Raw genomic sequence first — 23,179 nt, forward strand, 5'->3', positions numbered from 1 at the left:
GAGCGACGGCAACAGCGCCGCCGAGGAGACCGGCGGTAAGGGCGCCGGTCGCCAGAAGGTCACGTCCCCTGTCGTGGTGTAGCCGATCATGCCCCGTCTCCTCCGGTCCGGGCCCAGCGGGCATGTCCCGCCATGGAGCGCCCGGCAGTCATCGCCGCTCCCGGCTCCGTGACCCCCGACAGGGCCACCGGCAAAGGCGATCAGGGCCGCGACCTGGGTGTTCCGCTTGCTTGATCGGCTACACCACGTGGCGGGACACCATCGAGGGCCCTGCGCAGGTCCTCAGACGCAGTCGTACCGCGCGCCGGTTTCGTTGCTGTAGCGGGCCCACTTCATCTTGCCCAGGGTCTCGCGGCCGTAGACGCCGTCAACCGCCGCGCCGATCCTGCTCTGAACGTCTCGGAGAGCCTCTCTGGTGGCCGGCCCGAAGATGCCGTCAAGTTCGAGCCTCTTGCCGTAGCAGCTGTTCATGTTCTTCTGCAGGGCTCTGACCCCGGCACCGGTGTGCCCGTACTGCAGGTAGCAGTAAATCGTGTTGTTCGCAACGTTGATCGGGTACACGAAGTGCAGGCCGGTCGACCCGTTCTGGACGGTGGCGGATCCGGTGCACACCCCGTCTGCTGCGTGGGCTGGGGCAGCGGTGATCACTCCTCCCAGTAGGGCCGCCATCATGGTCCCTGTCGCGAGAAGTGCCTTGCTTTTACCTGTTCTGCGCATGCCTATTGCTTCCTTTCAGTATGGAGTTTGATCTATGCGCGTCGACGCCTGCTGGACAGCTACGTTTCTGTGGCCTAGCCCATGGACCTTAGGGTCATCGTGGGTTTCGGACTTTGTCATCCGTGCAGGGAACTTTGTCAGTAGTGCACCGCCTCAAGGTGACGCCGCATCAGGTGAGGGTCCTGTGTGCGTCTGCCGAAGCCGTTGCGCGGCGAGATCGAATCCGGCCAAACTGATGTCTGAACCGTCCGTGTCGAGGGGGACTTGTGGGGGAACGGGCCGAGGTACTGCCAGGCCGGCTCTGCGACCGACGCAGACGAAGGTCTGCCTCATGAGCCCGGTCCTGGACACCGCGTTCATACCGCCGCGGGACCGCGAGGAAGTGGTCCGCAACGCGGTGTGGAAATCCATGGTGGCAGTCGATATCGACCACCGTCCTGCGGCTGAGGACATCTCCGTTCGCATAGGGCTCGGCACCGTCGGGCCCATCAGGATCTGTTCGGCGCGGGCGACCGCGGTCACCCTCCGCCGGACGGAGCGGCTCGCCCGGAAGGACGAGGAGCCGGCCGTCACTCTCGGTGTGCAGATGACGGGCAGCAGCGTGGTGGTGCAAAACGGTCGCGAGTGCCTGCTGAGGCCGGGGGAATTCGCCGTCTACGAATCGATCGCTCCCTACACACATCTCTTCGACGAGGGAGTCGACTACCGCTTCATCCGTTTCCCCCGCGCGGCACTCGCGCTCCCCGACCGGTTGCTCCGGGACATCACCGCGGTCCCCCTGGGATCCGACAACCCCGTTGCGCGCCTCGCCTTCCCATACTTCTCCCAACTGGCCGTCACCGACGAGTTGCACCAGGGCGTGCACGCCGACGCCGTCGTGCAACCCAGCATCGAACTGCTCCGCGCCGCCCTGGCGTCCCAGCACGGCAACTCCAGCCTGGCCAGAGCACCGTTGGAGGCGACACTCAGCCTGCGGATCACTCAATATCTCCGGGCGCACCTGGCTGATCCCGATCTGTCGGCGGCACGGATCGCCGCCGCACACGGCATCTCCGTACGGCATCTCTACGCGGTGCTGTCCCGCTCGGGCATCAGCCTCGGAGACTGGATCCGTACACATCGCCTGGCCGAATGCAGGCGAGAGCTGGCCGGCCCGAACGGCCGACTGCGGACCATCGCAGCAATAGGACGAAGGTGGGGCTTCGTGGACGCGACCCACTTCAGCAAGATGTTCAAACAGGCATACGGGATCTCACCTCGGGCCTGGCGCGACCAGAACCACCCCCGCTCCTCCGCGTGATGGTCCCCGCGCGGCCACGTTTCGCGTGACCGACCTTGGACACTCGGTCTGGGGCCAGAGCAATGTCGTTCAGAGGACCTGCCCGGCTTGATGCGGGTTCAGGTGACTGACGTGGGTGCGGAGTTCATCGACGGGGACAGAATCAATGCAGGCCGTCTCCCGGGTGATCATGAGGTGTCGAGTCCCTGATCACCACAAATGGAAGACCGTGCCTGCCCGCTCATCTTCACCCATCCCTGCCGGCCTGGGCCAGCTCGCTGCTGTCCGGCCTCCCAAGACTGGGGAACACCCGGTTCTGCTGGACTGTCTCGCCGTGGTTGCCGATCCGCGCCGGGCCAAGGGCCGCCGCCATCCCCTCGCCTTCGTCCTCGCGCTCGCCGCCTGCGCGGTGCTGGCCGGCTCACGTGATCAACCCCGACAGATCCACTGAACGACGTCGCCCTGGGCCAACACGCGACAGTTGAATAGGCGAGTCCACCAGTATCACGCGGGAGAGCCGTACGCGCGAAGGTCTGCCCGAATCACGCGGAGCGCGGTCCGGCCTCACGAATCTCCAGCGCGAGCTGCACCGTGGAATCGATCCGCTTCGTGGTCATGATCGGCAGTGCGCTGTCGAGTCAACACCTGGGCGCAGGAGGGAAAGCCGGGTGGTCGGGGCGGTCGTAATCTCAGGCTGTTCCGGGCTGCGGGAACGCGGCGGCGGCACTCCCTCACTGTTCCGGGACGACCCCTGACATGACCGCCGCCCTGACGGCCAAGCTGCGGGCCGCAGGCGTTCCCGTCACGGCCGTCCGCGTCCAGGGGCGCCATCCATGACTTCGTCATGCTCAACACCCTCCGTTCCACTGCGGGGCACAGGCCGCCATCATGCTGGCCACGAGTGTGCTGCGTGGCGCGCTGGAGTGGGAGCGCAGGCCACTGCTCACGTGTGTCGAGTGCTCGCCTGCCATTCCCGGGGTGACACGCCATAGGCGGTGCGAAAGGCCCGGCTGAAGTGGGACGCGCTCACAAAACCCCAGCGCTGCGCCACTGCCGACACGGTCGGTGCCGTCCACGAAGGCTGTGACAGATCACGTCGGCACCTCTCCAGGCGCTCGCGGTGGATCCAACGGCCTACCGTGATCCCTTCCGGCTCGAAGAGTTTGTGCAGATACCGGACCGATATGTGGTGCGCGGCCGCGATCCTCTCCGGTGAGAGATCGGGTTCGGCCAGGTGCCGAAGAATGTACTCCTTGACGCGTGCCACCATGCCCCGGGCCGTTTCCGACGCATGAGGGTCCAGCCGACCCTGGCGTTCGCGCAACAGCACCGCCAGCAGATCCACGGCGGTCATCGCGAGTTGCCGCCCCGTGTACGGGTCAAATCCGGCCGCCTGGTCGGCCAGACGTGTCAGATATCCGGCAACGAGTCCGGACGTACCTGAATGACTGCTGAACAGAGTCCCGGTGATCGCCCGTAGATCGGTGTCCGACATGCCGAGCTCCGTCTTCGGCACACCGAACCATGTGAAGCGAAAGTCGTCCGGATGCTCTCTCCTGAAGGGCCGTCCCGTGTCACAGCAGGTGAAAGCCCCGGGCTCGACCAGAGCCTCGCGTCCGTCCTGGGAGAGCCTCGCCGTACCTCGTTGCTGCAAGCAGATGGTCATGTACTCCTCTCCGCCCTGGGCGATCAAGCGTCTATGGCGCGAAACCGTCTGGGGGCCAGCCTCGACCACGGTGATCTTCAACGGGCCGAGCCGATCGCTGCTGATCGTCCCCACCGAAGGTTCACGCTCGAGAAGCCTCACGTCCAACGGTATGAACGTGTTGGAGACCAGGCTGTGCCAGTAGTCCGCCCGTTCGGGGGGCGAGAACGGCAGCGTGGAGAGTACGACGGACATCATGACTCCTCGTTACGGTCATGCGGACGCTTCTTTGAGAGCGTCGCGTCGGAGCGGAAGAACCTGCGCCGGCCAGGGGGACGCCCAAGGCGAGCAGGCGGGGAAGGCCTGGGGGACATCGGCGGTGGCCGGGGCGAAGCCGGTTCACACGGGCACGGGCCCCACGCACTCAGGCACGGGAGCCGGGTCGGCTCAGGGCTGGCGGGGACGTGCTGAGAACGAGCGTGTGACGAGGACGTCGTCGGACGACCGGGGATGACGAGGTGTGCTGGGACTGAGGCTCACGAGCCCTCCGAAAGAATGCGACTGTCTCCTGCATCCACTCTCGGATCCCCGGCCGCCGGTGCCATCCGTCATGTGACTTACGCTCTGTGCGGTCCTCCGTTTTCTCTTCCGTGGCCCGCGGCGGAAGCGCCGCAGGCCACGCCGGACCGGGTGTCGGGCTCATGGGCGGCGAACCCACTGTCGTCGACATGGTGTTCGCCCAGCGGCAGACCTGCATGACCGGACTCGGCGCGGGCATCGTGGACTGGCGGGACCGGTCCAACGCGTGGTCCCGCACCCCCGGCGTCGGCACCGTCCTCATCGAACCGGACGAGGCGGCCGACCGTGGCCGAGCTCCGGGCGGGGACAGTCGTGGTGGAGGCGGCCGGGCGGTGGCCGGCCCGTGCGCTGCCAGGCCCCGGCCCGTGCGCAGACGGTCAAGCCTTCTGCCGGGCTCCTCCTTAGCCTGACCGAGGCGGCCTCGTGATCCGGACCGCCGCGCGGAGCGAGTCAGGAGCAGCTTGCCCAGCCAACCGAGACACCCCGGACGCCGTCGAGCCCCCCTGGCCTTGGCAGCGGCCGGGGCCCTGGCCGTCGTACTGACCGCATGCACGAGCTCCGACAAGGGCGGCGGTGCCACCGGCAGCGGCCCGGTCGCCGGTACCACCCCGAAGGCGAGTGCGTCGGCGACGTCAGCGGCCCCGACGCGGCCCTCCGCGTCTCCCGCGACGACCGCGCCGTCCGCCCGCTGCCGCACCGCAGAGCTGCGTGCCTCCATCGGTCCGAAGGATCCCGGTGCCGGTCAGGAGAACCTCGCCATCGTCCTGACCAACGTCTCCGGCCGTAACTGCACGGTCTACGGCTTCCCCGGCATCGCCTTCGTCGACGGCGCGGGCGAGGCGGTCACGCCGGATCCCGAGCGGGCCGGCCAGGAGGAGCCGACGGTGACGCTGAAGCCCGGCGCCAGTGCGTGGTCGGCGCTGACGTTCACCAATCCGGCGGCCACCGGCGTGACCACCGTGACGCCTGCGGCCGTCTTCGTCACCCCGCCCGACGAAACCGCTTCGATCAAGGTGGCCTGGAGCGGCGGCAAGGTCTCCAACACGGGCAAGGCGTCGGTCCCGCAGGTGAGCCCGCTCAGGCCGGGCGACGGCTGACTTCCTTGGAGTCGCCGTCGGTCGCCGCCGCGCCCCGCCCGGCCACCGGCGCGAGCCGCTCGGCCGCGCCATCCACCAGCTCCAGGTCGGCCTTGGTGTGGCCGATGGCCGCGTCGAGGAGGAGCGACACCAGCGGGTCTCCGGTGTGGGTGCGGCGCAGCCGGGTCAGCCCGGCGAGTTCGGAGAGGTAGGTCTGGCGCTGCGCCGCGACGAACGCGTCCAGCGCCTCGGCGCCGAGCGCGCAGGCGCCGAACAGTTTGAGGAACAGCTCGTCGCGGAACCCGCCCGTGCGCACCCACGCGCTGGTGGCCCAGTCCCGTACCTCCTCCTGCCCGGCCGGGGTGAGCCGGTAGAGGGTCTTGTCGGGCCGGTCCGGCTGCGCCACCTGGGACCGGGTGACGAATCCGTCGCGGACCAGCCGGTCGAGGATCTGGTAGAGGTGGCCGATGTTGAGGCCGCCCCACTGCGGGCCGATGGCCTCCTCGAAGCGCCCCTTGAGCTCGTAACCGTGGCTCTCTCCCTCGGTCAGCAGGGCGAGCACGGCGTGGTGCAGCGGCAATGTACACACCTCCTGGATTGTGACAATGTACTCCTGCATTGTCACAATGCAGGAGGAGCGGCAGTGAGTGTGAGGTTGAGAGGCGTGACCCGCAGGTATCCGGGGCTGGTCGCCCTGGACGCCGTCGATCTGGAGATCGGCGACGGTGAGGCGGTCGCGGTCACCGGCCCGTCGGGTTCGGGGAAGTCCACCGTGCTGCACCTGGTCGGCGGCATGGACCGACCGGACGATGGGACGATCGAGGTCGACGGCGAAGAGCTGACGGCACGTCGACTGGACGCGCACCGGCGCCGGATCGGCTTCGTCTTCCAGCGCTTCCACCTGCTGCCCGCGCTCACCGTGCTGGACAACGTCCTCGCGCCCGTGCTGCCCCGCCGGGTGGACTTCGACCGGCGGGCCCGCGCCACGGAACTCCTGGAGGCCGTCGGCCTCGCCGCCCGCGCCGACGCCCTGCCGTCCGAACTCTCCGGCGGCCAGCAGCAACGGGTCGCGACGGCAAGGGCGCTGATCAACCGTCCCGGCCTGCTCCTCGCAGACGAGCCGACCGGCAACCTCGACAGCGCGACCGGCCGGGAGATCATCGACCTGCTGCTCTCCCTACGCGAGCGCTACGGCATGACCCTGCTGCTGCCAACATCGGCTACCTCATGGTGCAGAGCACGGTCCCGGTCGATGTCTCCGCCTTCCGCGACAGCGACGCGCCCGCCCAACTCCTGCGCCTCACGCCGACGTTGAAGGCGGGGCTGGGCAGCTACCCGATGGCCGACCAGTACGTCTACCTCACCCGCAACCCGATCGTCACGTACGACAAGTGGAACGAGGCCGAGACCATCTGGCCCGACCTCCAGCACGAGATCGACGGAGACAAGAAGTACGCGGTGTGCTGGTTCTACAACGAGGACAAAAAAGGGGGACAACTCCTGGAGCGTCCGCGTCAAGGATGAGCGGCTGCCGGCCTGCGGGGCCGAGGCCCACGGCAGCCGCTCGAGGGGCAGGCCGACTCAGTGGGCGGTGGCCCGGACGGCCTCCTCGATCAGCTTGATGACGCGCTCGGGGTAGGCGAGCATCACCAGGTGCGAGGAGTCGACCTCCACGGTGGTCATGCCGGCTCGCTGGTAGCCGTGACGCTCCGCATCGGGGTTGATGGTGCGGTCGGCTGCAGCGACCAGCCCCCAGGAGGGCTTGGTCTTCCAAGCCGCCTTCGGCGCCTTCTCGGTGAAGGCCCGCGCGGCAAGCGGACGTTGGGAGACGGCGAGGACGGCGGCGAGGCGGGGGGCGACGTCGCCGGCGAAGATGGACGGGAACTTGTCGATCCGGACTGACACGTCGGTGCCGGGAGTGGGGGAACCCTCGATCGGGAAGGGAGCGTGGACGAGCGCGTTGGCGAGGTCGGAGTCGGGGAAGCCAGCAGCTCGCCCAGGCTCTCGCCCTCCTCCAGGGCGTAGCCGGCCAGTAGACCAGCGCCCTGACGTCGTCCTCCACTCCGGCGACGGTGAATGACGGCACCGCCGTAGGAGTGTCCGACCAGGATGACCGGTCATGTCACGGACGATCGAGGCGATGTAGGCGGAGTCGCCGAGCAGGCTGCGGTTGGGCACCGCCGGCGCCGCAACTTCCAGGCCACGGGCGACCAGTTCGGGGATGACGCGGGCGAAACTGGACGCGTCGGCGAAGGCGCGGCCGGGAGGTCGGGGTCGGTCCGGCCTGTGCTGGGAGCGAGTGGCGCCAGGAGAAGGGGACGCTGCCTCGGCCGAGGCGCTTCGCCGGGCGGACCGGCGCAGGCGGTGTCCGAGCCGGTGATGGGCCACGCAGGCTTGAACAGCACATTGAGCGCGGCCGGTGAAGGCATCCTCTCTGTTGGTGCACCACCTGTGGCCTGTTCGCGCCCATGAGGGGTGCGAGTGACGGACGTCTTCGGAGCCCGTGCGCAGCAGCGGGCCGGGACATGCCCCCTTCATGGCACTTCCAGGCCAGAAGGGGTGCGCTCGAGGACAACAGGCGGCGAGACGCTCGCCCTAGCGTGATGCCATCCCCGCCGCGAACGCACGGACGTCGGCCGCCGATGGGCCGATGCCGTCCGTGCAGCGCCCTGCCTCATCGAGACGGTGCGTGGTCCTGCGCGGCCAGTCACTCCGGACGAAGGAACGAGACCTTGCCGTACATCACCGTGGGCCAGGAGAACTCCACCAGCATCGACCTCTACTACGAGGACCACGGCACCGGGCAGCCGGTCGTCCTCATCCACGGCTTCCCGCTCGACGGCCACTCCTGGGAGCGGCAGAGCGCCGTGCTGCTCGACGCGGGCTACCGCGTGATCACCTACGACCGCCGCGGCTTCGGCCAGTCCAGCCAGCCGACGACCGGTTACGACTACGACACCTTCGCCGCCGACCTCAACACCGTGATGGAGACCCTCGACCTGACCGACGCCGTCCTGGTCGGCTTCTCGATGGGCACCGGAGAGGTCGCCCGGTACGTGTCCGCCTACGGCACCGCCCGGGTCGCCAAGGTAGCCTTCCTGGCGTCGCTGGAACCCTGCCTGCTCAAGAGCGACGACAACCCGGACGGCGTCGCCCCGAAGGAGTTCTTCGACGGTGTCGTCGCGGCCGTCAAGGCGGACCGCTACGCCTACTACACCGCCTTCTACCAGGACTTCTACAACCTGGACGAGAACCTCGGCACCCGGATCAGCGAGGAGGCCGTCCGCCGCAGCTGGGACATCGCCGCGGGCGGCGGCTTCTTCGCCGCCGCTGCCGCGCCGTCGACCTGGTACACCGACTTCCGCGCCGACATCCCGGCCGTCGACGTGCCCGCCCTGATCCTGCACGGCACGGGCGACCGCATCCTGCCCGTCGAGGGCACCGCCCGCCCCTTCCACAAGGCGCTCCCGGCCGCCGACTACGTGGAGATCGAGGGCGCCCCGCACGGCCTGCTGTGGACCCACGCCGAGGAGGTCAACACCGCGCTCCTCGCCTTCCTGGCGAAGTGACCCCCCAGCCGCAGGGCCGCCGGGCGGCCCTGCGGCTCGAGGCTGCCGTCGCGATCGCCGGGGACGGGGATCCCGACAGCGCTCGCGCGGTCACGTGCCGCTGCTGTGGGCGGCGCCGGCCGTCCGAGTGGAGCCAGGCACCCGCGGCCACCGGTGTCGGGAGGCGAAGAGGAGGACGCACCGTTCCGGAGCCCTGCGCTTGCCCACCAGGGCATCCCCTTCGATGACTGCGGCCGCGAAGCCCGCGTTGGAGCGAGAGAGCCCGGCTCTCTCGCTCACGAGCTGACCGAGTGATGCGGCCTGAGCGCTCAGCGTCCCAAGTCCCCCACTGTGGCCCCTGGCCGCGGGGATACCGCGAAGGAAGGAGACCGTGACGTCGCCTGCCCCTCGTCGGTCAGCGCATCGAGAACGCGGCCTGACCGACAGCCCCGACACCCGGCGGCCCACCACGGCCACCGGGCACCCAACCCTGCCTGCACCCACCCTGACCAGGTCTTATTTACGCGTCAGATGCCCTCTCGGACAGGCTCCACGATCGCCACGCACTCCACATGATGCGTCATCGGAAAGGTGTCGGCCTGAGCGAGCCGCAGAAAAGGCCAGGGCAGAGGCCATTTTCTCGGCTCGCTGTCCCGCCTGTGGGCGCCCAGAGCGTCAAACGAGCGTCATGACGAACAGCCCATCCCTCCTCTTCGGGGCGGAACAGGCTATGAGCTTGTCCTACCTTCCAAGCGTGGTCTGAGCTGGTCATTCGTAAGATCAGCGGGCCCAGGGGTTCTGGGTATGGCTGTGAGCTTGTCGCCGTTGGATGGCTCAAAGAACTTGGCCGCCCGGAGCCCCGCGACGACTCGACCGCTAGGGGCTGTCTTCAGTTGTGATCAGTGGGCTTCAGGAGGCTGCTGATCCAGATGGTTGCTGCGCGGAGATGGAGTCCGGCGAGGTAGGTCTCGGGCGTTTTGTCGTAGCGGGTCGCGATGCCTCGCCAGTCCTTCATCCTGTTGATGGCCCGCTCGACCGTGTTGCGGTCGCGGTAGAGATCGGCGTTGTGGGTGAGGGGCCTGCCACCCCGGCTGCCCTTCTTTCTGCGGTTGGCGGCCTGGTCCTTCTTCTCCGGGATGACCGCTTTGATGCGGCGTTTGCGCAGGTGGGCACGGTTGGCGCGAGACGAGTAGGCCTTATCGCCGGCCACGGCGGCGGGCCGGGTGCGGGGACGGCCGACGGGCAGGCGGACCCGTACCTTGCTCAGCACCGGAACGAACTGGGGGCTGTCGGCGGCCTGCCCGGTGGTCAGAAGGAGGGCCATCGGTCGGCAGCGCCGGTCGGCGGCCAGATGGATCTTGCTGGTCAGCCCGCCGCGGGACCGGCCGAGCAGAGCGGCCTTCAGCCGGGTCCTCCGCCTGCGGCGGATGCGTCGGCGTTCGGCGCCGACCGGATCGCTTTCGCCGTCCTGCCCGTCTTGTTCCCTGGGCGCTCCCCCTTTTGCGAGGCCGCCTCCTCGAGCGCGGCCAGGGTCTGTTCGCTGACCCGCATGCCGGCCGAGGTATCCACCATAACCCTAAATCGCACAAGCGTGCGAACAGGTGACGTGATGCTGTCCCATGCCGCGCAGCGACCGCAAGGAGCGAGACGGCCTTGAATCAGCGGGCCCGGGACGCACTTGCGTGACGTGCGTCTCACTTCGCGATTCCGTCCTGCAAAACGCCTGCTTCTCGGCGGAAGAAGTGAGGCCGACGACCGTCGTCCGGCCCAGGAAAGGCAGTGATGCCCCACCTGTTCCAAAACCTCGCACTGCTAGCCGCGCTCGTCGTGCTCGCGACGATCGCCCCTCGCTCGCAGTCGACGCTGGCGACGAGCTCACCGAGCACCAAGCCCGCGTCCTGTGCGTCGCGATAAGGGCGGTCGAGCACGTCGCGATCGCCTACGGCGCCGCCCTGGCCGCCGGCGGCCCGGGTGAGACCGGGACGGGCGCGATGCCGGCAGACTGCGTGCCGCCATCGCCCGACACGGTCGCAGGCGACATCGGCCTCGACTACCGCGCCCAGCTAGGGCCGAACGCGGCCGACACGGCCAGTCGGCGGCCTTCTGCTCGGGCACGCACGCCCCGCGCCCTGCCTCACCTGAACCGAACCGAGCGGACAACCCGGGTCGGTGCGAGTGTGCTTACGCGCTCTCCGACGTGAACGTGGTGAGCGGATGGACTGCGGCGTCTTTCGCCGGTCGTGACAGGTGCAGGGCCGTGTGGAAAAAGCCGTCGGTCTCCTTGCCCCGGGGGTCCTCGCCGGCGGCAGTCACCGCGGTGATGGCATACCGCTGCTCCTGCGCGCTGGTGAAGCGGCGTTGCGGATAGGTCGGAGCAGCCGCTTTCTCGGTGATGAGGCCGTACGGTGTCAGCCCGTCAGAGAGGTGGCGGTAGGAGCCGGTACGCAGAACGAACGCCGCGATCCACACCGGTTCACGGGCGGCGGCGAGGAGTGGTTGAAAGGTGCGCGGGGACAGGAAGCTCGCTCCGCCCGTGACGGTGACCAGAAGGGCTGGCTGCGCGGCGCGCAGGAGAGCGGGGGTGGGAGGAGCCGTTTCGAGGTTTTCGGTGAAGCCTTCGTCCAGCAGGCCGACGGCGAGCGCGTAGGAGATGGCGTTCGCGGCGATGTCGAGCCCGATCACCCGGTGCGCGTCGGGGCGTCGGTGTGCCGCGTAGTAGGCACGGTCCCACTCGATCAGCTCCGCCGTGGTGAGCGCTGCGGCCTGCGGGGACGTGTAGTGGGCATAGAGATCCTCCAGGGTGAGGTTGTGGTTGAGGAGGGCCGCGTTGATGCCGTACGAGCAGCAGATGTCCAGCACAGTGACCGGGGCGGAGGCGCGGGCGGTTCGCGTGCGGGCGGCGGCCACGCGCCGGAACACCCCCTGTGCATGGTGAGGCGTCTGATAGTCCCAGTGGCCCAGGACACGGAAGAAGTGCCTGGGGTCCGGCTGGTCGTACACCTCGTCGAACGAGGTCATCTCCGCCTGGCCGCAGGCGGCCGACTCACCGGGGGCGGTACTCCCCAGGTCTCTTCGGCCATAGCTCTCCGCATGGGTCATCGCAGTGTCCCTTCCCTGCCTGGGGGCCGCCCCGCATCTCGTCCAGGGAATACCCCCTGATCCAGAGGCGGGGAAGGGGACATCGACGAATCCAGCCACAAGCCGCGGTCATGTCTCATCAGTCCGTCGACGGGATGCGGGCGCCGATCTCCCGTGCCAGGCGGTCCGCCTCCCTTGCTGCCGTCCCGCCTTCCCCCCGACGGTGCGCAGCACTCTGTGAGGTAGCCCCGTTCGGCAGCTGACCCTCACTCGCCGCCGTAGCAGTGCCTCCTACCGGCTCCGTTCGTAATGGGTTGAGCAGTTGGGCGATGACGCCGCCGCCACAGCCCACCTTCGACCCCCGGACGACGACAGGGCCCGCCCCTTCGAGCCGCCGCGTACGAGTGAGGTAAGGCCTCGGAACCGATGCGATGCTGTCTGCCGTCCTTCGCCCGCCGGGGTCGACAATGAAGCGGGAGGAGACCCCGATGGAGACCAGGTATCTCGCCCGGCTGCGGTTCGTGGCCAACGGCCCCACCGTGGAGGGCGAGTGGGCCCTCGCATCAACCGCTCGCGACCGTTACACGGAGTGGGGTGAGCAATAGTCCCCGAGTTCCGTGTTCGTCCGTAGCTCCCTGGCGCGACTGAGAGTGTTTGTCGGGCCTGTGGTCCGGCCAGCCGAACACCGTCAAGCTCGATGAGTTGGACGTCATCTGCGCCGTGCTCGGATGCGGAGTCGAGGAACTGCTGCTGCCCGAGCCGGAGAAGGTGCCGGAGCCGGTGCCGGCGACCACTCACAGGCCACGGCGGTGGGCCAGCCGCGCGCCGTCGCCCCGCGTCCTCGCACCGGCAGGTCTCTGCCACCGCGATGACCTGCGTGCACTGCGGCATGCCGCTGCCCGAAGGGTCTCGGCGAGACCGGGCGTACTGTGACAACAAGTGCCGGGGCCTGGGCTCCTACTACCGGCGCAAGGCAGGCATCTCACCCCCGCCACGCTGGCAGCACCCCGCCTTGACCTCGGACAACCCCGCGCTGCGGTCGGCTGCGGCCCACGCCAAGCAGCTCGGCGAGACCAACGGATGGTCGCCGTCACTCGTGCTGTGCGCGATGGACGGCCTGACGGCGGTGCTGGAGGGCCGTCCGCCTGGCAAGCCCGTGAAGCTCACCGAAGTCCGTGCGCGAATACCGCGACATGCTTCCAGCCGTCGGGTCGCCGAGGTCCTCATCGACCTGGAACTTCTGGAAGATGACAGCGCGTTGGCGATCCGCTCCTGGATCGACGACCGCACCGGCGAACTGCCCGCCGGCTTCGCCAGTGACGTCCGCGCCTGGCTGCTGGTCCTGCTCGACGGCGACAGGCGTGCCAAGCCCCGGTCCCGCACCTGCCTTTACGTTTACTTCGGCTGCGTCCGACCCCTGCTGGAGAACTGGGCGACGACCCGTGGGCACCTGCGCGAGATCACCGTCGCCGACGTCACGGCCGCGCTGTCACCCCTGCGCGGATGGCAGCGTCGCAATGCCATCGCCGCACTTCGCTCACTGTTCCCGCTTCGCCAAGAAGCGCGGTCTGATCTTCGCCAACCCCACCACCCGGCTCAAGACCGAAGACATCCCGCGCAGCCTCCTGCCGATGACCGACGCCGAGGTACTCGCCGTCCAGCAGATCGCCTCACCCCGGCGCAACGGCTGATCGTCGCCCTAGCCGCCGTCCATGCCGCCCACGCTACGGCCATCCGACACCTCACCCTGGACGACCTTGCCTTCCCAACCGCCGGATCACCATCGCCGGACACGTCCAACGGCTCGGTGAACTGCCCCACCAGACCCTGCTGGCCTGGCTCACCCAGCGTCGCGTCAGCTGGCCGAAGACCCCCAACCGGCACGTTCTGATCAACGCGAAGACCGCCCTGGGAAGCGAGCCCGTCAGTGCCGAATTCCTCAAGCGGCACCTGCTGCACCGGGGCGTCTACCTAGAACGCATCCGCGGCGACCGGGTACTGCACGAGGCGCTGACCGTCGGCGCCGACCCGCTGCACCTCGCCCTCGTCTTCAACATGTCCCACACCGCCGCGAGCCGCTACCCCGCCACGATCGCCGGGAGGACTCAGTTCGTCGCCGAGCGCGTGGCGCCCGCTGCTAAACACTTGCTTCCGGTCTCGCGGCGGAGGCGACTGCAACGGCCGTGGCCAGTGGATCACGGGCTGGACGGCCAAGTAGGTCGGCGAGGTCGGGGGAGGTGCCGTCCAGGAAGCCGTGCCGGATGCCAGTGGCGATCGAGGCGAGCATCGGCGGCTGGAACGGCAGCAGTCCCGGGGTCTCGCCGAGGAGCCTGCGCCGGTACTCGCCCAGGCTGATGATGCGGTGCGGGACCCCGAGCCGGTCGGCCACCTGCATTGCCGTGATCGGCGTACCGACGAGGTCGTAGATGCGCCCGCTGTGCCGTGCCGGATTCGCCGCAACGATCGCCGCGGCATCGGCGAGATCCTCTCGCGCGACCGCGGCCAGGGCGCCACCGCCGAACGCGGACTCCACTCCGTCGTCGGCCCACATCAGGAGACCGCCGAAGAGTTCGGCGTAGAGGCCGTTGCGGAGGATCGTCCATGGCAATCCGCTCTCCCGCACAAGGCGTTCGGTCGCACGGTGCGCGAGCGCGAAACCGAGATGGTCGCCGGCACCGGTCAGGCTCGTGTAGACGACGTGGCGGACGCCATCCCTGACGGCGGTGTCCAGGACCGCCGCGTGTCGCCCGACGACCTGGTCGTCCTCGGCATAGCCGGCGGAGATCAGCACCAGGGTTGACACTCCGGCGAGGTCGAGGCTCATGTGGTCGTCGAAGTCGACACGCCGCATCCCCTCGTCCGGGGTCCGGCTGCCGCCCGTCGCGACTACGCCGCTGGCGCGCAGCGCCGCGAGAGCGGCCGAGCCGAGGTTCCCGTTCGCTCCGGTCACCAAGATCATGTCAATCGCAGTCTTCCGTCGTGGTTCTCATCAGTAACTACGCTTGATCCTTGACCGCACGCCCACCGGCCACAAGAAGGCAGTTTGATGTCACTCACGCACACCGGGGTAACCACCACCCCCGCCGACCTCGACCCCTGCGGACGCGAGGACCATCCCGACTGCGGCATCCGCGACGTCCTGGACCGTATCGGGGACAAGTGGTCGGTGCTCGTGATCGTCGAACTCGCGGGCGGGCCACGCCGGTTCCGTGAACTGCAGCGAGCCATCGACGGCATCTCCCAGCGCATGCTCACCCTCACCGTGCGCAGGCTCGAACGCGACGGCCTCGTGCTACGCACTGTGTACCCGACGGTCCCTGCCCAGGTCGACTACCGTCTGACCGCGACCGGGGCCGGCCTGACCCACCTCGTTAAGGCACTTGCCGACTGGTCCCTCACTCACCGTGCTGTTATCGCTGAGGCGCGGCATGCGTACGACCGGGCCCACCCCGACCACGACATCCGCTAACGGCAACCGTCACGCCGCATACCGGACACGTGTTACGGATGGGGCAGTCGCCGGACCAGATCATCTGAGACCACAAGTGAATCGGACCAGATCACCTGAGACGGGGACCAGATCCTTGGAGACGTGACAACCAGATCGAGCAGGCCGCCGAGGGTGAATGAGTATCTGCTGATTCAGTGGCGACTGTCTCGTCTCATGCTAATCGGCCCCTGTCACAGGTGATCTGGTCCGATTCGCTCGTCGGCTCAGGCGACCTGGTCTGTTGGCGCTACTCATGTCACGCGAGACCTCGACCCGCACGGCGATGAAACCCCGGAACCTCGGTGCCAGCACGCGCCACTACGGTGGACCGATGTCATCGATCAAGAAGTTCCAAGTCACCTTCGACTGCGCAGAACCTGAGCGCCTCGCTCGTTTCTGGTGCGCGGTGTTGGGGTATGTCGTACCGCCGCCACCAGAGGGGTTTGCCACTTGGGACGATTTCAAGCGCTCGCAGCCACCTGAGCAGCGGGATTCATGGTTCGCCTGCATAGATCCCTCAGGTGTGGGCCCGAGACTGTATTTCCAGCGCGTCCCCGAAGGCAAGGCCGCCAAGAATCGGCTGCATCTTGACGTCCGGGTCGGCACTGGACTCGTGGGTGAAGAGCGCCTCGCCGTACTTGAAGCCGAATGCGCACGACTGGTCCCGCTCGGCGCGGTACACGTGCAAACGTTGTATGACGGCAATGATTCGTGCATCCCGATGCAGGACATCGAGGGCAACGAGTTCTGTATCGACTGAGCTGAGGGGCCCACGAACGTGTCCTCGTTCTGCCCCCATGGGCCAAGACGAAGAACCGCCCCCGACCTGTCAGGTCGATGGTCTTCAACTGCTTCGACTCGCAGGCACGGAAGCTCCGGCCCTAGCCGGAACAGCAGCGACGAACCCACCGCACTTCCGAGCCTGCCTGCCGAAGACGCCGTGGGTTCCCGGTGAAAGTCCCTCAGTCACGCTGAACCCACGGCCGTCGTGCCGGTAAGAACCGTGTCATCAGCCGCAAACGGCGGTGATCAGTCCTCGGACCTGGTGGGTTGGGGCAGTTCCGGCGTGCTCGTCGCCTCAGCAAGTGCGAGGCGACCGCCCTTCAGCTCAGGCACGTAGTTGTAGATCGTGTTCCTGGAGACGCCGAGGAGCTTCGCGATCGAGGTGACGGTGTTCTCCGGGCGGGCGAGCAGGTCGCGGGCGTGACGTACCTGCTCCTCCGTCATCGCCGGCGGGCGGCCGAGTCGGGCGCCGCGGGCACGAGCGGCGTCCAGGCCCTCGTTGGTGCCCTGCACGATGAGTTCGCGGATGAACTCCGCCAGCGCCGCGAACACGTGGAAGACCAGGCGCCCGCCGGGCGTGGTCGTGTCGAGCGCCTCGTGCAGCGAGGTGAAGCCGACGCCACGCTTGCGCAGGCCGGACACAATCGCGATGAGGTCCTGGATGGAACGGCCGAGCCGCTCCAGCGACGGGACGACGAGGGTAAAAAGTTCGCGGATCTGCTGGCCGGTGGCCAGGTTCCACACCCGCACCGTGCCGTCGTAACTGCCGGTGACGGCAAGGGGCGTGCCGTCCAGCACCGTGCAGGCCACCGCAGTCACCACGGCGCTGTGCCCCGTATATGTGTCGCGGAGGGCTGGGTGCGAGAGGCCGCCGGTGGCCCAGCGTGGTGTCCAGGCACCTGGGGGAATGTCATGGGCGAGGCGCTCGTGCAGGCTGGTCGCTCCGGCACTCGCAGCGCCTGTGGCAAGAATCTGACGACGCTGGTCAGTGGTGGCTTGCACCAGAAGGGGCACGCTGGAGCGGTAAATGGTTGCGGTCTGGCGGGCGGGTTGGGTGCGGGCGTGGTGCAGGTGGGGGGTGAGACAGCGGGGGGCGGCGTGGACGAGGTAGCCGTGGTGGTCGAGGAGTTCGTCCAGGTGACCGGCTGCGGTGGCGTGGAATGCCAGGTAGGTGAGGGTGTAGGGGTGGGCGCGGGACCAGTCGCGGGTGCCGTCGGCGCAGTAGGGAACGGCCTCGATGAGGATGTTCATGTAGGCGGCGTGGATGCCGGTGTGGTCGATGCCGTCGCGGAGGTGCTCGACCAGGGCCTGGTGGTAGAGGCGGTAGGCGGAGCGGCCGGCTTTGGTGGCTTCGACGACGTAGGCGCCGGCGTTGCGGCGCAGCCACATCAGATCGGCGTTGGTGTAGGGGCGGCCGGAGATTTCCTGCCGGCGGCCGCGAGGGTGCTGGCGGTGATGCGGGCGACGAGGAAGGAATTCCCGGCTGCTTCACTCACTGCCTGAGCAACTCCCCTGAGAGCGGAGGGGTGTTGTCGGTAGGGGGAGTCGGGCTGGGCGTCCAGGAGGTTGCGGATCGTGTAGATCTGCAGGGCCTTGGGATCCGCGTAGCGGCGGTCGTCGAGATCGATGACCTGCTCAGGGTAGGCGGGCATGGCAGAGGCGAGGCCGAGGCAGTCCAGAAGATAGGGGCGGGTGCCGAGCAGCAGCCGGACACTCCCCTTTCCGTACTGGATCAGTGGCTGCACGATCTGTGAGCAGAGGCTGTCGGGGGTGGTCGCCTCATCGAGTGCATCGATCAGGGCGGTGAAGGGCCGCGGACGCTTCAGCGCTTCGAGGGCCTGGAGGAATTCCCCCACCGTGTTCACTCAGGCCGGCCGCGGCGGCCAGTCCGGCCAGGACATCGCCGTTGGTGAGGCTCTGAGCGTAGATGGCGACGTCCACGCTGCCCACGTCCGGCATCAGACGCTCGGACAGCTCCAGGGAGCGGGTCGGGACGGTGAGGCGGTGTTCGGGATGGGACAGGACGGCGATCAGCCCGAGCACGGCCGTCTTGCCCGAGCCCGGTCCGGCGGTGACATCAGCCGAGTCCACACAGAAGTGGCTTGAGACCGCCACCGAGGTTCTGCTGTATCGCCTCACCTACGACATCACCGACCAGGTCGTCGCGCTCGGCGAGAATCCGTCAGACGCTGACCAGCGCCGACGATCCTGGTACGAACAGCTACGCAAGGACCTGCACCGCTGGTAACTAGTAAACGGGTGTGAGACTGGTGAGCTCGCATGTTGAAGCGTCGCGTATGCGCGGCTGAAGCCCGCAGCTCAATGACGCTGAGTGAGCGGCCAGGGGGTGACCTGATCATCCCTATCAACAAGGGCAAGGGCCAGGCGCCCAGCGTCGCCAGCATCTACCGCGCACTCGGTCGCACTCCTGGCCGTGGGACCGCCGGCCCTCCCCGCCAGGCCGAACGTCACTGGCCGCCGGAGCGGCGCGGTGCTGTCATGGGTAGGGAAGACGGCGTGGACGAGCCGACAGGGGCGCGGAGGCCGCCGCGCCGCGCGTGGTCCGCCCGAGCGGACCGATCGCGGTCGCCCCGTCGCACAGCGGAGGAGGCCGATGCCATGCTGTACCGCCGCACGGTCGGTGACGTGATGACCGAGGATGTCGTCACCGTCCGCCCCAGCACACCGTTCCAGGAGGTCGCCGTCCTGCTGGACGCGAACGACATCGTCGCGGCCCCGGTCGTCGACGACGACGGTGCTCCCGTCGGTGTCGTGTCTGCGTCCGACGTGCTGCGGCACGAGGCCGGCATGCCCGAGCCGCAGAGGCAGGACGGGAACGACGAGCGTGCCTGGGGCAAGGCCCGGGCCCGGACCGCGGGCGCGCTCATGAGCAGCCCCGTCTTCACCGCCCGCGCCGACTGGACGATCCCCCGGGCCGCACGGGAACTCCGCAGGCGGCACGTCAAGCAGCTGCCGGTGGTCGGCGACGACGGGCTCCTCACCGGCATCGTCACCCGCAGTGACCTGCTCGACGCCTTCATCCGCTCCGACGTCGAGATCCGCGGCGAGGTCGAGCAGCACGTCCTCGGGCGCATCCTCGGCCTGGACGAGGGCACCGTCGCGGTCGAGGTCCGGGACGGGGTCGTCACCCTTCGGGGTCACGTCCCGGAACCGCGCCTCGTTCCGGTGGTCGTGGGCCTCTGCCAGGGCGTCGACGGTGTCGTCGCCGTGGACGCCCACCTTGCCGCCGCCCGGACGGGCTAAGTGTTCTGCCCCGGGAGTCGGGGGTCTGCTCGTATAGCTACGGCAGACGGACATGTAGCGGTGAGTGACCGGCCATCTCAGCCTGTCGCGGTTAAATGCGTACACCTCACTGCGGCATCGTCTGCGATGAAGACCGATCTCGCAGATGGCGCGAGCGGGCAGGGACGACGCCACCTGACGCTCGTGGATGCGCGATCGCTGCGGCGCTCGGGCTCGGCGGCGCTCAGCAGGCCGTCGGCTCCGTGGTACCTCACGGGCCTCGGACGTCCACAGCGACCGGGACAAGGCGGTCCCCGAAGGGGGGCCGATGACCTCATCCTCGCAGTCCCTGAGGCGGCCGCGCGCGCCCCGTCCGTGGAGGCCATCGAGACCTTCCGCAAGGGAGGGGCGCGCACCGGCAGCGACAGCCCCGCGCGCAAGCCGATGACCAGGCCGGCCCCCGGGCCCGTTGTGCTCATCCCGGCAGGTACCGCAGGCCCGCCCCCGCCCCCGTCGGCCCGAACGGCCATCTCGGCTGCGCCATGCCCGCGCCGATGGCGGGCTCCGTCAGCATGTGAACCGCGCTGCACGACGACTTCTCCCGTGCTGCTGTAGCGACGTGTACAACCCGCTACGCTGACTGCATGGCCAAGAAGCAGATCAACGTACGGGTGGACGAAGACGAGTACGCCACCATCGAGGAGCGCGCTCACGCGGTCGGCATGGACGTGGCCGAGTACGCCCGTACGGTGCTCGCCGACGAGGGCAGCGACCTGCGGCACCGATTCCTCAACGCCGGCGCGCACTTCGCCGAGGAGTGGGGCGAGCACTTCGCCGAGCGGTTCGGCCACCCCGCACCCGCAAAGCACGAGCCGCACGGGCACGCCGCGTGATCCTGCACATCGACCGCGCCTGGCTGCTCGACCTCGCCCACCGCAGCCTTCCCGGCGACCCGGACGTCCGCGACTTCGGCACGCTCCAAGCCGCCGTCGCCAGACACGCCGACAAGGTGATGAACACCCCCGTCTACACCGAAGTGCACCACCGGGCCGCCGCGCTCATGCACCAGCTCATCCGCTGCCCCGGGCTGGAGCACGCCAACGCCCTGTTCGGCGCGGTCGTCGCCGCCTCGTACCTGACGGTGTCCGGGTCGGTGGTGACGGTGTCACCCAAGGAGGCCGCGGACCTCGCCGAGCGGATCGCCCGTGACGGCCTGGACGTGCGCCTGGTCGCCGAGGAGATCAAGGGCTGGACCGCCCGCAGCTAAGCAGTGCAGTGGGGCCCGGTGCCGTTTCGACGGCGCCGGGCCCCCTTCGTGTGCGTCGGAGGGCTTACTGATCGTTTCAGAATGAGCGCGTGGGCGGCGCCGGACAGATGAGGCTGCAGGCCAGTTCGAAGGGGGACCGTGGATGCCCGGGTCCTAACGCAGGGCGGCGGCGACCAAGCCTTCGAGGGCCTCGCGCGGTACTTCGCCGCCGCTCACCAGCCGGTCGAAGACCAGTCCGTCGATGCAGGTCAGCAGGATGTGACTGCGATTCTCGACGTCCGTCACGCCGTGCGCGGCGAGGAACAGCCGGACAGCATCACGGCCGGCGTTCTCGCGGGGTACGAGGATCTCGCGCAGCTCACGGTCACGCACGCTCTCGACGGCGCAGGCGTAGCGAGCGAGCGAGCGGCGGCGGCCCTCGCCGGTGAGTCGCTGTCGGGCGAGCAGCACCATGCCGTCCACCAGTTCCTCGGCGGTGCGCAGAGGTGGAAGCTCTTCGGCCATCGTTTGCAGTTCCGCCTGGTCGAGTTGGACCAGGCGTGTGACCAGACCGGTGAGCAGCGCGGCCCGGGTGCGGAAGTAGGCAGACGTGGTGCCGGGCGGCATGGCCGCTTTGCGGTCGACCGCACGGTGGGTCAGGCCGCGGACCCCTTCGTCGGCAAGTACGTCGAGAGCCGCGTCCGCGAGGAGGGTGCGCCGATCCGAAGCCATGACTCCTTTCTACACCTGTAGAGCCTCAGATAGAGTCACCCTTCTACAGATGTAGAAGGGTGAGGGCTTCGGTATGGGCAACACGGCAGTGGTGGTCGGAGGGGGCATCGGCGGGCTGGCCGCCGCGATCGGACTGCGCCGCATCGGATGGGAAGTGACGGTCGTCGAGCGTGCCTCCATGCTTGAGGACGCGGGGGCGGGCATCTCACTGGCCGCCAACGGCCTGCGGGCACTGGATGAACTCGGCGTCGGCGACGCGGTACGGGATGCCTCGCGAGGCCAGTACAACGGCGGCACTCGCACACCACAGGGTGGTTGGCTGGCCCGGATGGACGGCTCGGCGCTGGAGAAGGCGGTGGGCACACCGATCATGGGCATCCCCCGCTCCACCTTGCACCGACTGCTTCGCGACTCCCTGCCCGCCGAGGCACTGCTGATGGGCTCCGAGGCGGACTCGGTCGAGCAGCCCGGCCCTGGGACGGTTCGAGTCGGCTGCGGTGAGACCGTCCTGGACGCCGATCTGGTAGTGGCTGCCGACGGCATCGGCAGCAAAGTACGCAGCCATCTCTTCCCAGCCCACCCCGGTCCGGTCTACAGCGGCTCGACGGTGTTGCGCGCCATCACCGAGCAGGCGGTCGACCTGAGCACCGACTTTGAGCTGACCTGGGGGCACGGCGCCGAGTTCGGGCACATCGCCTTCCACGACGGGCGGGCCGAGTGGCACGCCGTCCTCAACCTCCCCGCCGGGACGCGGTTCGCCGACCCACTGGACGAACTGCGCAGACGATTCCATACCTGGCACGAGCCGATACCCGCCCTGCTCGACGCGACCCGGCCCGCCGCCGTGCTGCACCACGACGTCAACGAACTCCGCACACCGCTCCCCTCGTACACGGTCGGCCGGACCGCGCTGCTCGGCGACGCGGCACACGCGATGACCCCCAACCTCGGACAGGGTGCATGCCAGGCGCTGGAGGACGCAGTCACCCTGGCCGCCGCGCTAGCCACCGAGGCCACCGTGAAGGCCGCGCTCGCTCGCTACGACGCCGAGCGCCGACCGCGCAGCCAGGCCGTCGCGCGGGCCGCCCGGCAGGCCGGGCGGATGGGCCAGCAACTCTCCCACCCACTGGCCGTCGCCCTGCGGAACACGGCGATGCGGCTGACACCCTCCCGCGCCGCAACGCACATGATCCTTCGGCACCACGCTTGGGTCCCACCACAGCTGAGCTGATCCGATTCGTGTCCCGCCAACTCACCACCAGACGCCTTCCGAGACAAAGTCGAGCTGCGGGTCTTGCCGTCGGCGGTCACGGTGGGCAGGGTGTCCGGGCGCGTGCTGATCTTGTTCCGGACGACCTGTGGGAGCGGGTGGCTCCGCTGTTGCCGCGTACTCCCGAGCGCAGTTACCGCTATCCCGGGCGACTGCGTGTTCCCGACCGGGTGGCCCTCGCTGGCGTCTTGTACGTGCTGCGGACTGGCGTCGCATGGCGCGACGTCCCGACGGAGACCGTGGGCTGCTCCGGGGTGACGGCGTGGCGCCGACTGCGGAACTGGACCGAGGCCGGCGTCTGGCCACGTCTGCACGCGGCTCTACCGGCCGAGCTGCGGAGCGCCGACCTGCTGGACCTGGACGACTGTGCCGTGGACGGGTCGCACATCCGGACCCTCAGAGGTCGTTTTCTCCCGTTGTTTCATCCCGTGATGCGGTTTTGGTCCGGTGGTGTCGGGTCGCGCCAGGAGACTGTGGTTTCACCGGTGAGGCG

General features: G+C 68.7%; 24 protein-coding genes and 3 pseudogenes. 17 read left to right on the forward strand and 10 right to left on the reverse strand.

Annotated features, from left to right (window positions below; genetic code table 11):
* Nucleotides 1-282 precede the first annotated feature (282 nt).
* Nucleotides 283-717 (reverse strand): peptidoglycan-binding domain-containing protein, encoded by a 435-nt coding sequence (locus ACZ6D7_RS43965; protein WP_469503690.1) that lies wholly within the window; start codon nt 715-717, stop codon nt 283-285.
* 331 nt (nt 718-1,048) lie between these two features.
* On the opposite strand from ACZ6D7_RS43965, the gene ACZ6D7_RS43970 reads away from it, so the two are divergent.
* Both ACZ6D7_RS43970 and ACZ6D7_RS43975 read left to right on the forward strand, forming a co-directional pair.
* A complete protein-coding gene (locus tag ACZ6D7_RS43970; protein ID WP_469503692.1) occupies nt 1,049-2,017 on the forward strand; it encodes an AraC-like ligand-binding domain-containing protein in 969 nt (322 codons plus the stop codon).
* Between the two features lie 313 nt (nt 2,018-2,330).
* Complete coding sequence (locus ACZ6D7_RS43975) at nt 2,331-2,447, forward strand: transposase family protein (RefSeq protein ID WP_469503695.1); 117 nt, start codon at nt 2,331-2,333, stop codon at nt 2,445-2,447.
* Between the two features lie 492 nt (nt 2,448-2,939).
* On the opposite strand, the gene ACZ6D7_RS43980 is transcribed toward ACZ6D7_RS43975, so the two are convergent.
* A complete protein-coding gene (locus ACZ6D7_RS43980; protein WP_469503698.1) occupies nt 2,940-3,899 on the reverse strand; it encodes an AraC-like ligand-binding domain-containing protein in 960 nt (319 codons plus the stop codon).
* 443 nt (nt 3,900-4,342) lie between these two features.
* On the opposite strand from ACZ6D7_RS43980, the gene ACZ6D7_RS43985 reads away from it, so the two are divergent.
* Nucleotides 4,343-4,630, forward strand: a complete 288-nt coding sequence (locus ACZ6D7_RS43985; protein ID WP_469503701.1) for a hypothetical protein — start codon at nt 4,343-4,345, stop codon at nt 4,628-4,630.
* A gap of 99 nt (nt 4,631-4,729) precedes the next feature.
* Nucleotides 4,730-5,317: a DUF4232 domain-containing protein gene (locus tag ACZ6D7_RS43990; protein WP_469503703.1), complete on the forward strand. Its 588-nt coding sequence runs from the start codon at nt 4,730-4,732 to the stop codon at nt 5,315-5,317.
* Here ACZ6D7_RS43990 and ACZ6D7_RS43995 read toward each other — a convergent pair.
* Nucleotides 5,298-5,885, reverse strand: coding sequence for a PadR family transcriptional regulator (locus tag ACZ6D7_RS43995; protein WP_469503705.1), 588 nt, complete (start codon nt 5,883-5,885; stop codon nt 5,298-5,300). The two genes, ACZ6D7_RS43990 and ACZ6D7_RS43995, sit on opposite strands and share 20 nt — an antisense overlap.
* Before the next feature lie 75 nt (nt 5,886-5,960).
* Between ACZ6D7_RS43995 and ACZ6D7_RS44000 the strand changes: the two genes are divergently transcribed.
* Together ACZ6D7_RS44000 and ACZ6D7_RS44005 are read left to right on the forward strand one after the other, a co-directional pair.
* Entirely contained in the window at nt 5,961-6,611 is a 651-nt protein-coding gene (locus ACZ6D7_RS44000; RefSeq protein WP_469503708.1) for an ABC transporter ATP-binding protein, read from the forward strand.
* 23 nt (nt 6,612-6,634) lie between these two features.
* On the forward strand, nt 6,635-6,820 hold the full coding sequence (locus tag ACZ6D7_RS44005) for a hypothetical protein (RefSeq protein WP_469503710.1): 186 nt from the start codon (nt 6,635-6,637) through the stop codon (nt 6,818-6,820).
* A gap of 57 nt (nt 6,821-6,877) precedes the next feature.
* On the opposite strand, the pseudogene ACZ6D7_RS44010 reads toward ACZ6D7_RS44005, so the two are convergent.
* Nucleotides 6,878-7,495, reverse strand: a pseudogene (locus ACZ6D7_RS44010) (alpha/beta hydrolase).
* A gap of 533 nt (nt 7,496-8,028) precedes the next feature.
* On the opposite strand from ACZ6D7_RS44010, the gene ACZ6D7_RS44015 reads away from it, so the two are divergent.
* Entirely contained in the window at nt 8,029-8,865 is an 837-nt protein-coding gene (locus tag ACZ6D7_RS44015) for an alpha/beta fold hydrolase (RefSeq protein ID WP_469503712.1), read from the forward strand.
* Between the two features lie 868 nt (nt 8,866-9,733).
* Here the strand turns inward: ACZ6D7_RS44015 and ACZ6D7_RS44020 are convergent.
* Together ACZ6D7_RS44020 and ACZ6D7_RS44025 are read right to left on the reverse strand one after the other, a co-directional pair.
* Nucleotides 9,734-10,506: pseudogene (locus tag ACZ6D7_RS44020) on the reverse strand (IS5 family transposase); the annotation flags it as partial.
* A 519-nt stretch (nt 10,507-11,025) separates the two neighbouring features.
* Nucleotides 11,026-11,943 (reverse strand): hypothetical protein, encoded by a 918-nt coding sequence (locus tag ACZ6D7_RS44025; RefSeq protein ID WP_469503715.1) that lies wholly within the window; start codon nt 11,941-11,943, stop codon nt 11,026-11,028.
* A gap of 681 nt (nt 11,944-12,624) precedes the next feature.
* Between ACZ6D7_RS44025 and ACZ6D7_RS44030 the strand changes: the two genes are divergently transcribed.
* Nucleotides 12,625-12,855: a hypothetical protein gene (locus ACZ6D7_RS44030; protein WP_469503751.1), complete on the forward strand. Its 231-nt coding sequence runs from the start codon at nt 12,625-12,627 to the stop codon at nt 12,853-12,855.
* Between the two features lie 79 nt (nt 12,856-12,934).
* Nucleotides 12,935-13,813 carry a hypothetical protein gene (locus ACZ6D7_RS44035; RefSeq protein ID WP_469503717.1) on the forward strand — a complete coding sequence of 293 codons (879 nt, stop codon included), beginning with the start codon at nt 12,935-12,937 and terminating at the stop codon, nt 13,811-13,813.
* A gap of 246 nt (nt 13,814-14,059) precedes the next feature.
* Here the strand turns inward: ACZ6D7_RS44035 and ACZ6D7_RS44040 are convergent, their stop codons facing one another.
* Nucleotides 14,060-14,881 (reverse strand): NAD(P)H-binding protein, encoded by an 822-nt coding sequence (locus ACZ6D7_RS44040; RefSeq protein WP_469503719.1) that lies wholly within the window; start codon nt 14,879-14,881, stop codon nt 14,060-14,062.
* An 87-nt stretch (nt 14,882-14,968) separates the two neighbouring features.
* On the opposite strand from ACZ6D7_RS44040, the gene ACZ6D7_RS44045 reads away from it, so the two are divergent.
* The gene (locus tag ACZ6D7_RS44045; RefSeq protein ID WP_469503721.1) at nt 14,969-15,391 is read left to right on the forward strand and encodes a winged helix-turn-helix transcriptional regulator; all 423 of its coding nucleotides are present in this window, start codon (nt 14,969-14,971) and stop codon (nt 15,389-15,391) included.
* A gap of 352 nt (nt 15,392-15,743) precedes the next feature.
* On the forward strand, nt 15,744-16,172 hold the full coding sequence (locus ACZ6D7_RS44050; RefSeq protein ID WP_469503725.1) for a VOC family protein: 429 nt from the start codon (nt 15,744-15,746) through the stop codon (nt 16,170-16,172).
* 269 nt (nt 16,173-16,441) lie between these two features.
* Here ACZ6D7_RS44050 and ACZ6D7_RS44055 read toward each other — a convergent pair whose 3' ends face one another.
* Complete coding sequence (locus ACZ6D7_RS44055; protein ID WP_469503728.1) at nt 16,442-17,584, reverse strand: recombinase family protein; 1,143 nt, start codon at nt 17,582-17,584, stop codon at nt 16,442-16,444.
* Entirely contained in the window at nt 17,584-18,051 is a 468-nt protein-coding gene (locus tag ACZ6D7_RS44060; protein WP_469503731.1) for a hypothetical protein, read from the reverse strand. The genes ACZ6D7_RS44055 and ACZ6D7_RS44060 overlap by 1 nt, the downstream gene beginning before the upstream one ends.
* Nucleotides 18,052-18,266: 215 nt before the next feature.
* On the opposite strand from ACZ6D7_RS44060, the gene ACZ6D7_RS44065 reads away from it, so the two are divergent.
* The 4 genes from ACZ6D7_RS44065 to ACZ6D7_RS44080 all read left to right on the forward strand — a co-directional run bounded on the left by ACZ6D7_RS44065 (nt 18,267) and on the right by ACZ6D7_RS44080 (nt 20,705).
* Entirely contained in the window at nt 18,267-18,443 is a 177-nt protein-coding gene (locus ACZ6D7_RS44065) for a hypothetical protein (RefSeq protein WP_469503733.1), read from the forward strand.
* Between the two features lie 371 nt (nt 18,444-18,814).
* Nucleotides 18,815-19,459, forward strand: coding sequence for a CBS domain-containing protein (locus ACZ6D7_RS44070; RefSeq protein WP_469503736.1), 645 nt, complete (start codon nt 18,815-18,817; stop codon nt 19,457-19,459).
* Between the two features lie 623 nt (nt 19,460-20,082).
* Nucleotides 20,083-20,331, forward strand: a complete 249-nt coding sequence (locus ACZ6D7_RS44075) for a plasmid mobilization protein (protein WP_469503738.1) — start codon at nt 20,083-20,085, stop codon at nt 20,329-20,331.
* Nucleotides 20,328-20,705 carry a fic family toxin-antitoxin system, toxin component gene (locus ACZ6D7_RS44080; protein ID WP_469503741.1) on the forward strand — a complete coding sequence of 126 codons (378 nt, stop codon included), beginning with the start codon at nt 20,328-20,330 and terminating at the stop codon, nt 20,703-20,705. The genes ACZ6D7_RS44075 and ACZ6D7_RS44080 overlap by 4 nt, the downstream gene beginning before the upstream one ends.
* Before the next feature lie 153 nt (nt 20,706-20,858).
* Here the strand turns inward: ACZ6D7_RS44080 and ACZ6D7_RS44085 are convergent, their stop codons facing one another.
* Nucleotides 20,859-21,416 carry a TetR/AcrR family transcriptional regulator gene (locus ACZ6D7_RS44085; RefSeq protein WP_469302254.1) on the reverse strand — a complete coding sequence of 186 codons (558 nt, stop codon included), beginning with the start codon at nt 21,414-21,416 and terminating at the stop codon, nt 20,859-20,861.
* A gap of 73 nt (nt 21,417-21,489) precedes the next feature.
* Between ACZ6D7_RS44085 and ACZ6D7_RS44090 the strand changes: the two genes are divergently transcribed.
* Both ACZ6D7_RS44090 and ACZ6D7_RS44095 read left to right on the forward strand, forming a co-directional pair.
* A complete protein-coding gene (locus tag ACZ6D7_RS44090; RefSeq protein ID WP_469503744.1) occupies nt 21,490-22,647 on the forward strand; it encodes an FAD-dependent monooxygenase in 1,158 nt (385 codons plus the stop codon).
* A 125-nt stretch (nt 22,648-22,772) separates the two neighbouring features.
* A pseudogene (locus ACZ6D7_RS44095) lies at nt 22,773-23,087 on the forward strand (transposase); the annotation flags it as partial.
* Nucleotides 23,088-23,179 lie beyond the last annotated feature (92 nt).

This window comes from Streptomyces sp. NPDC041784 (assembly GCF_055591025.1).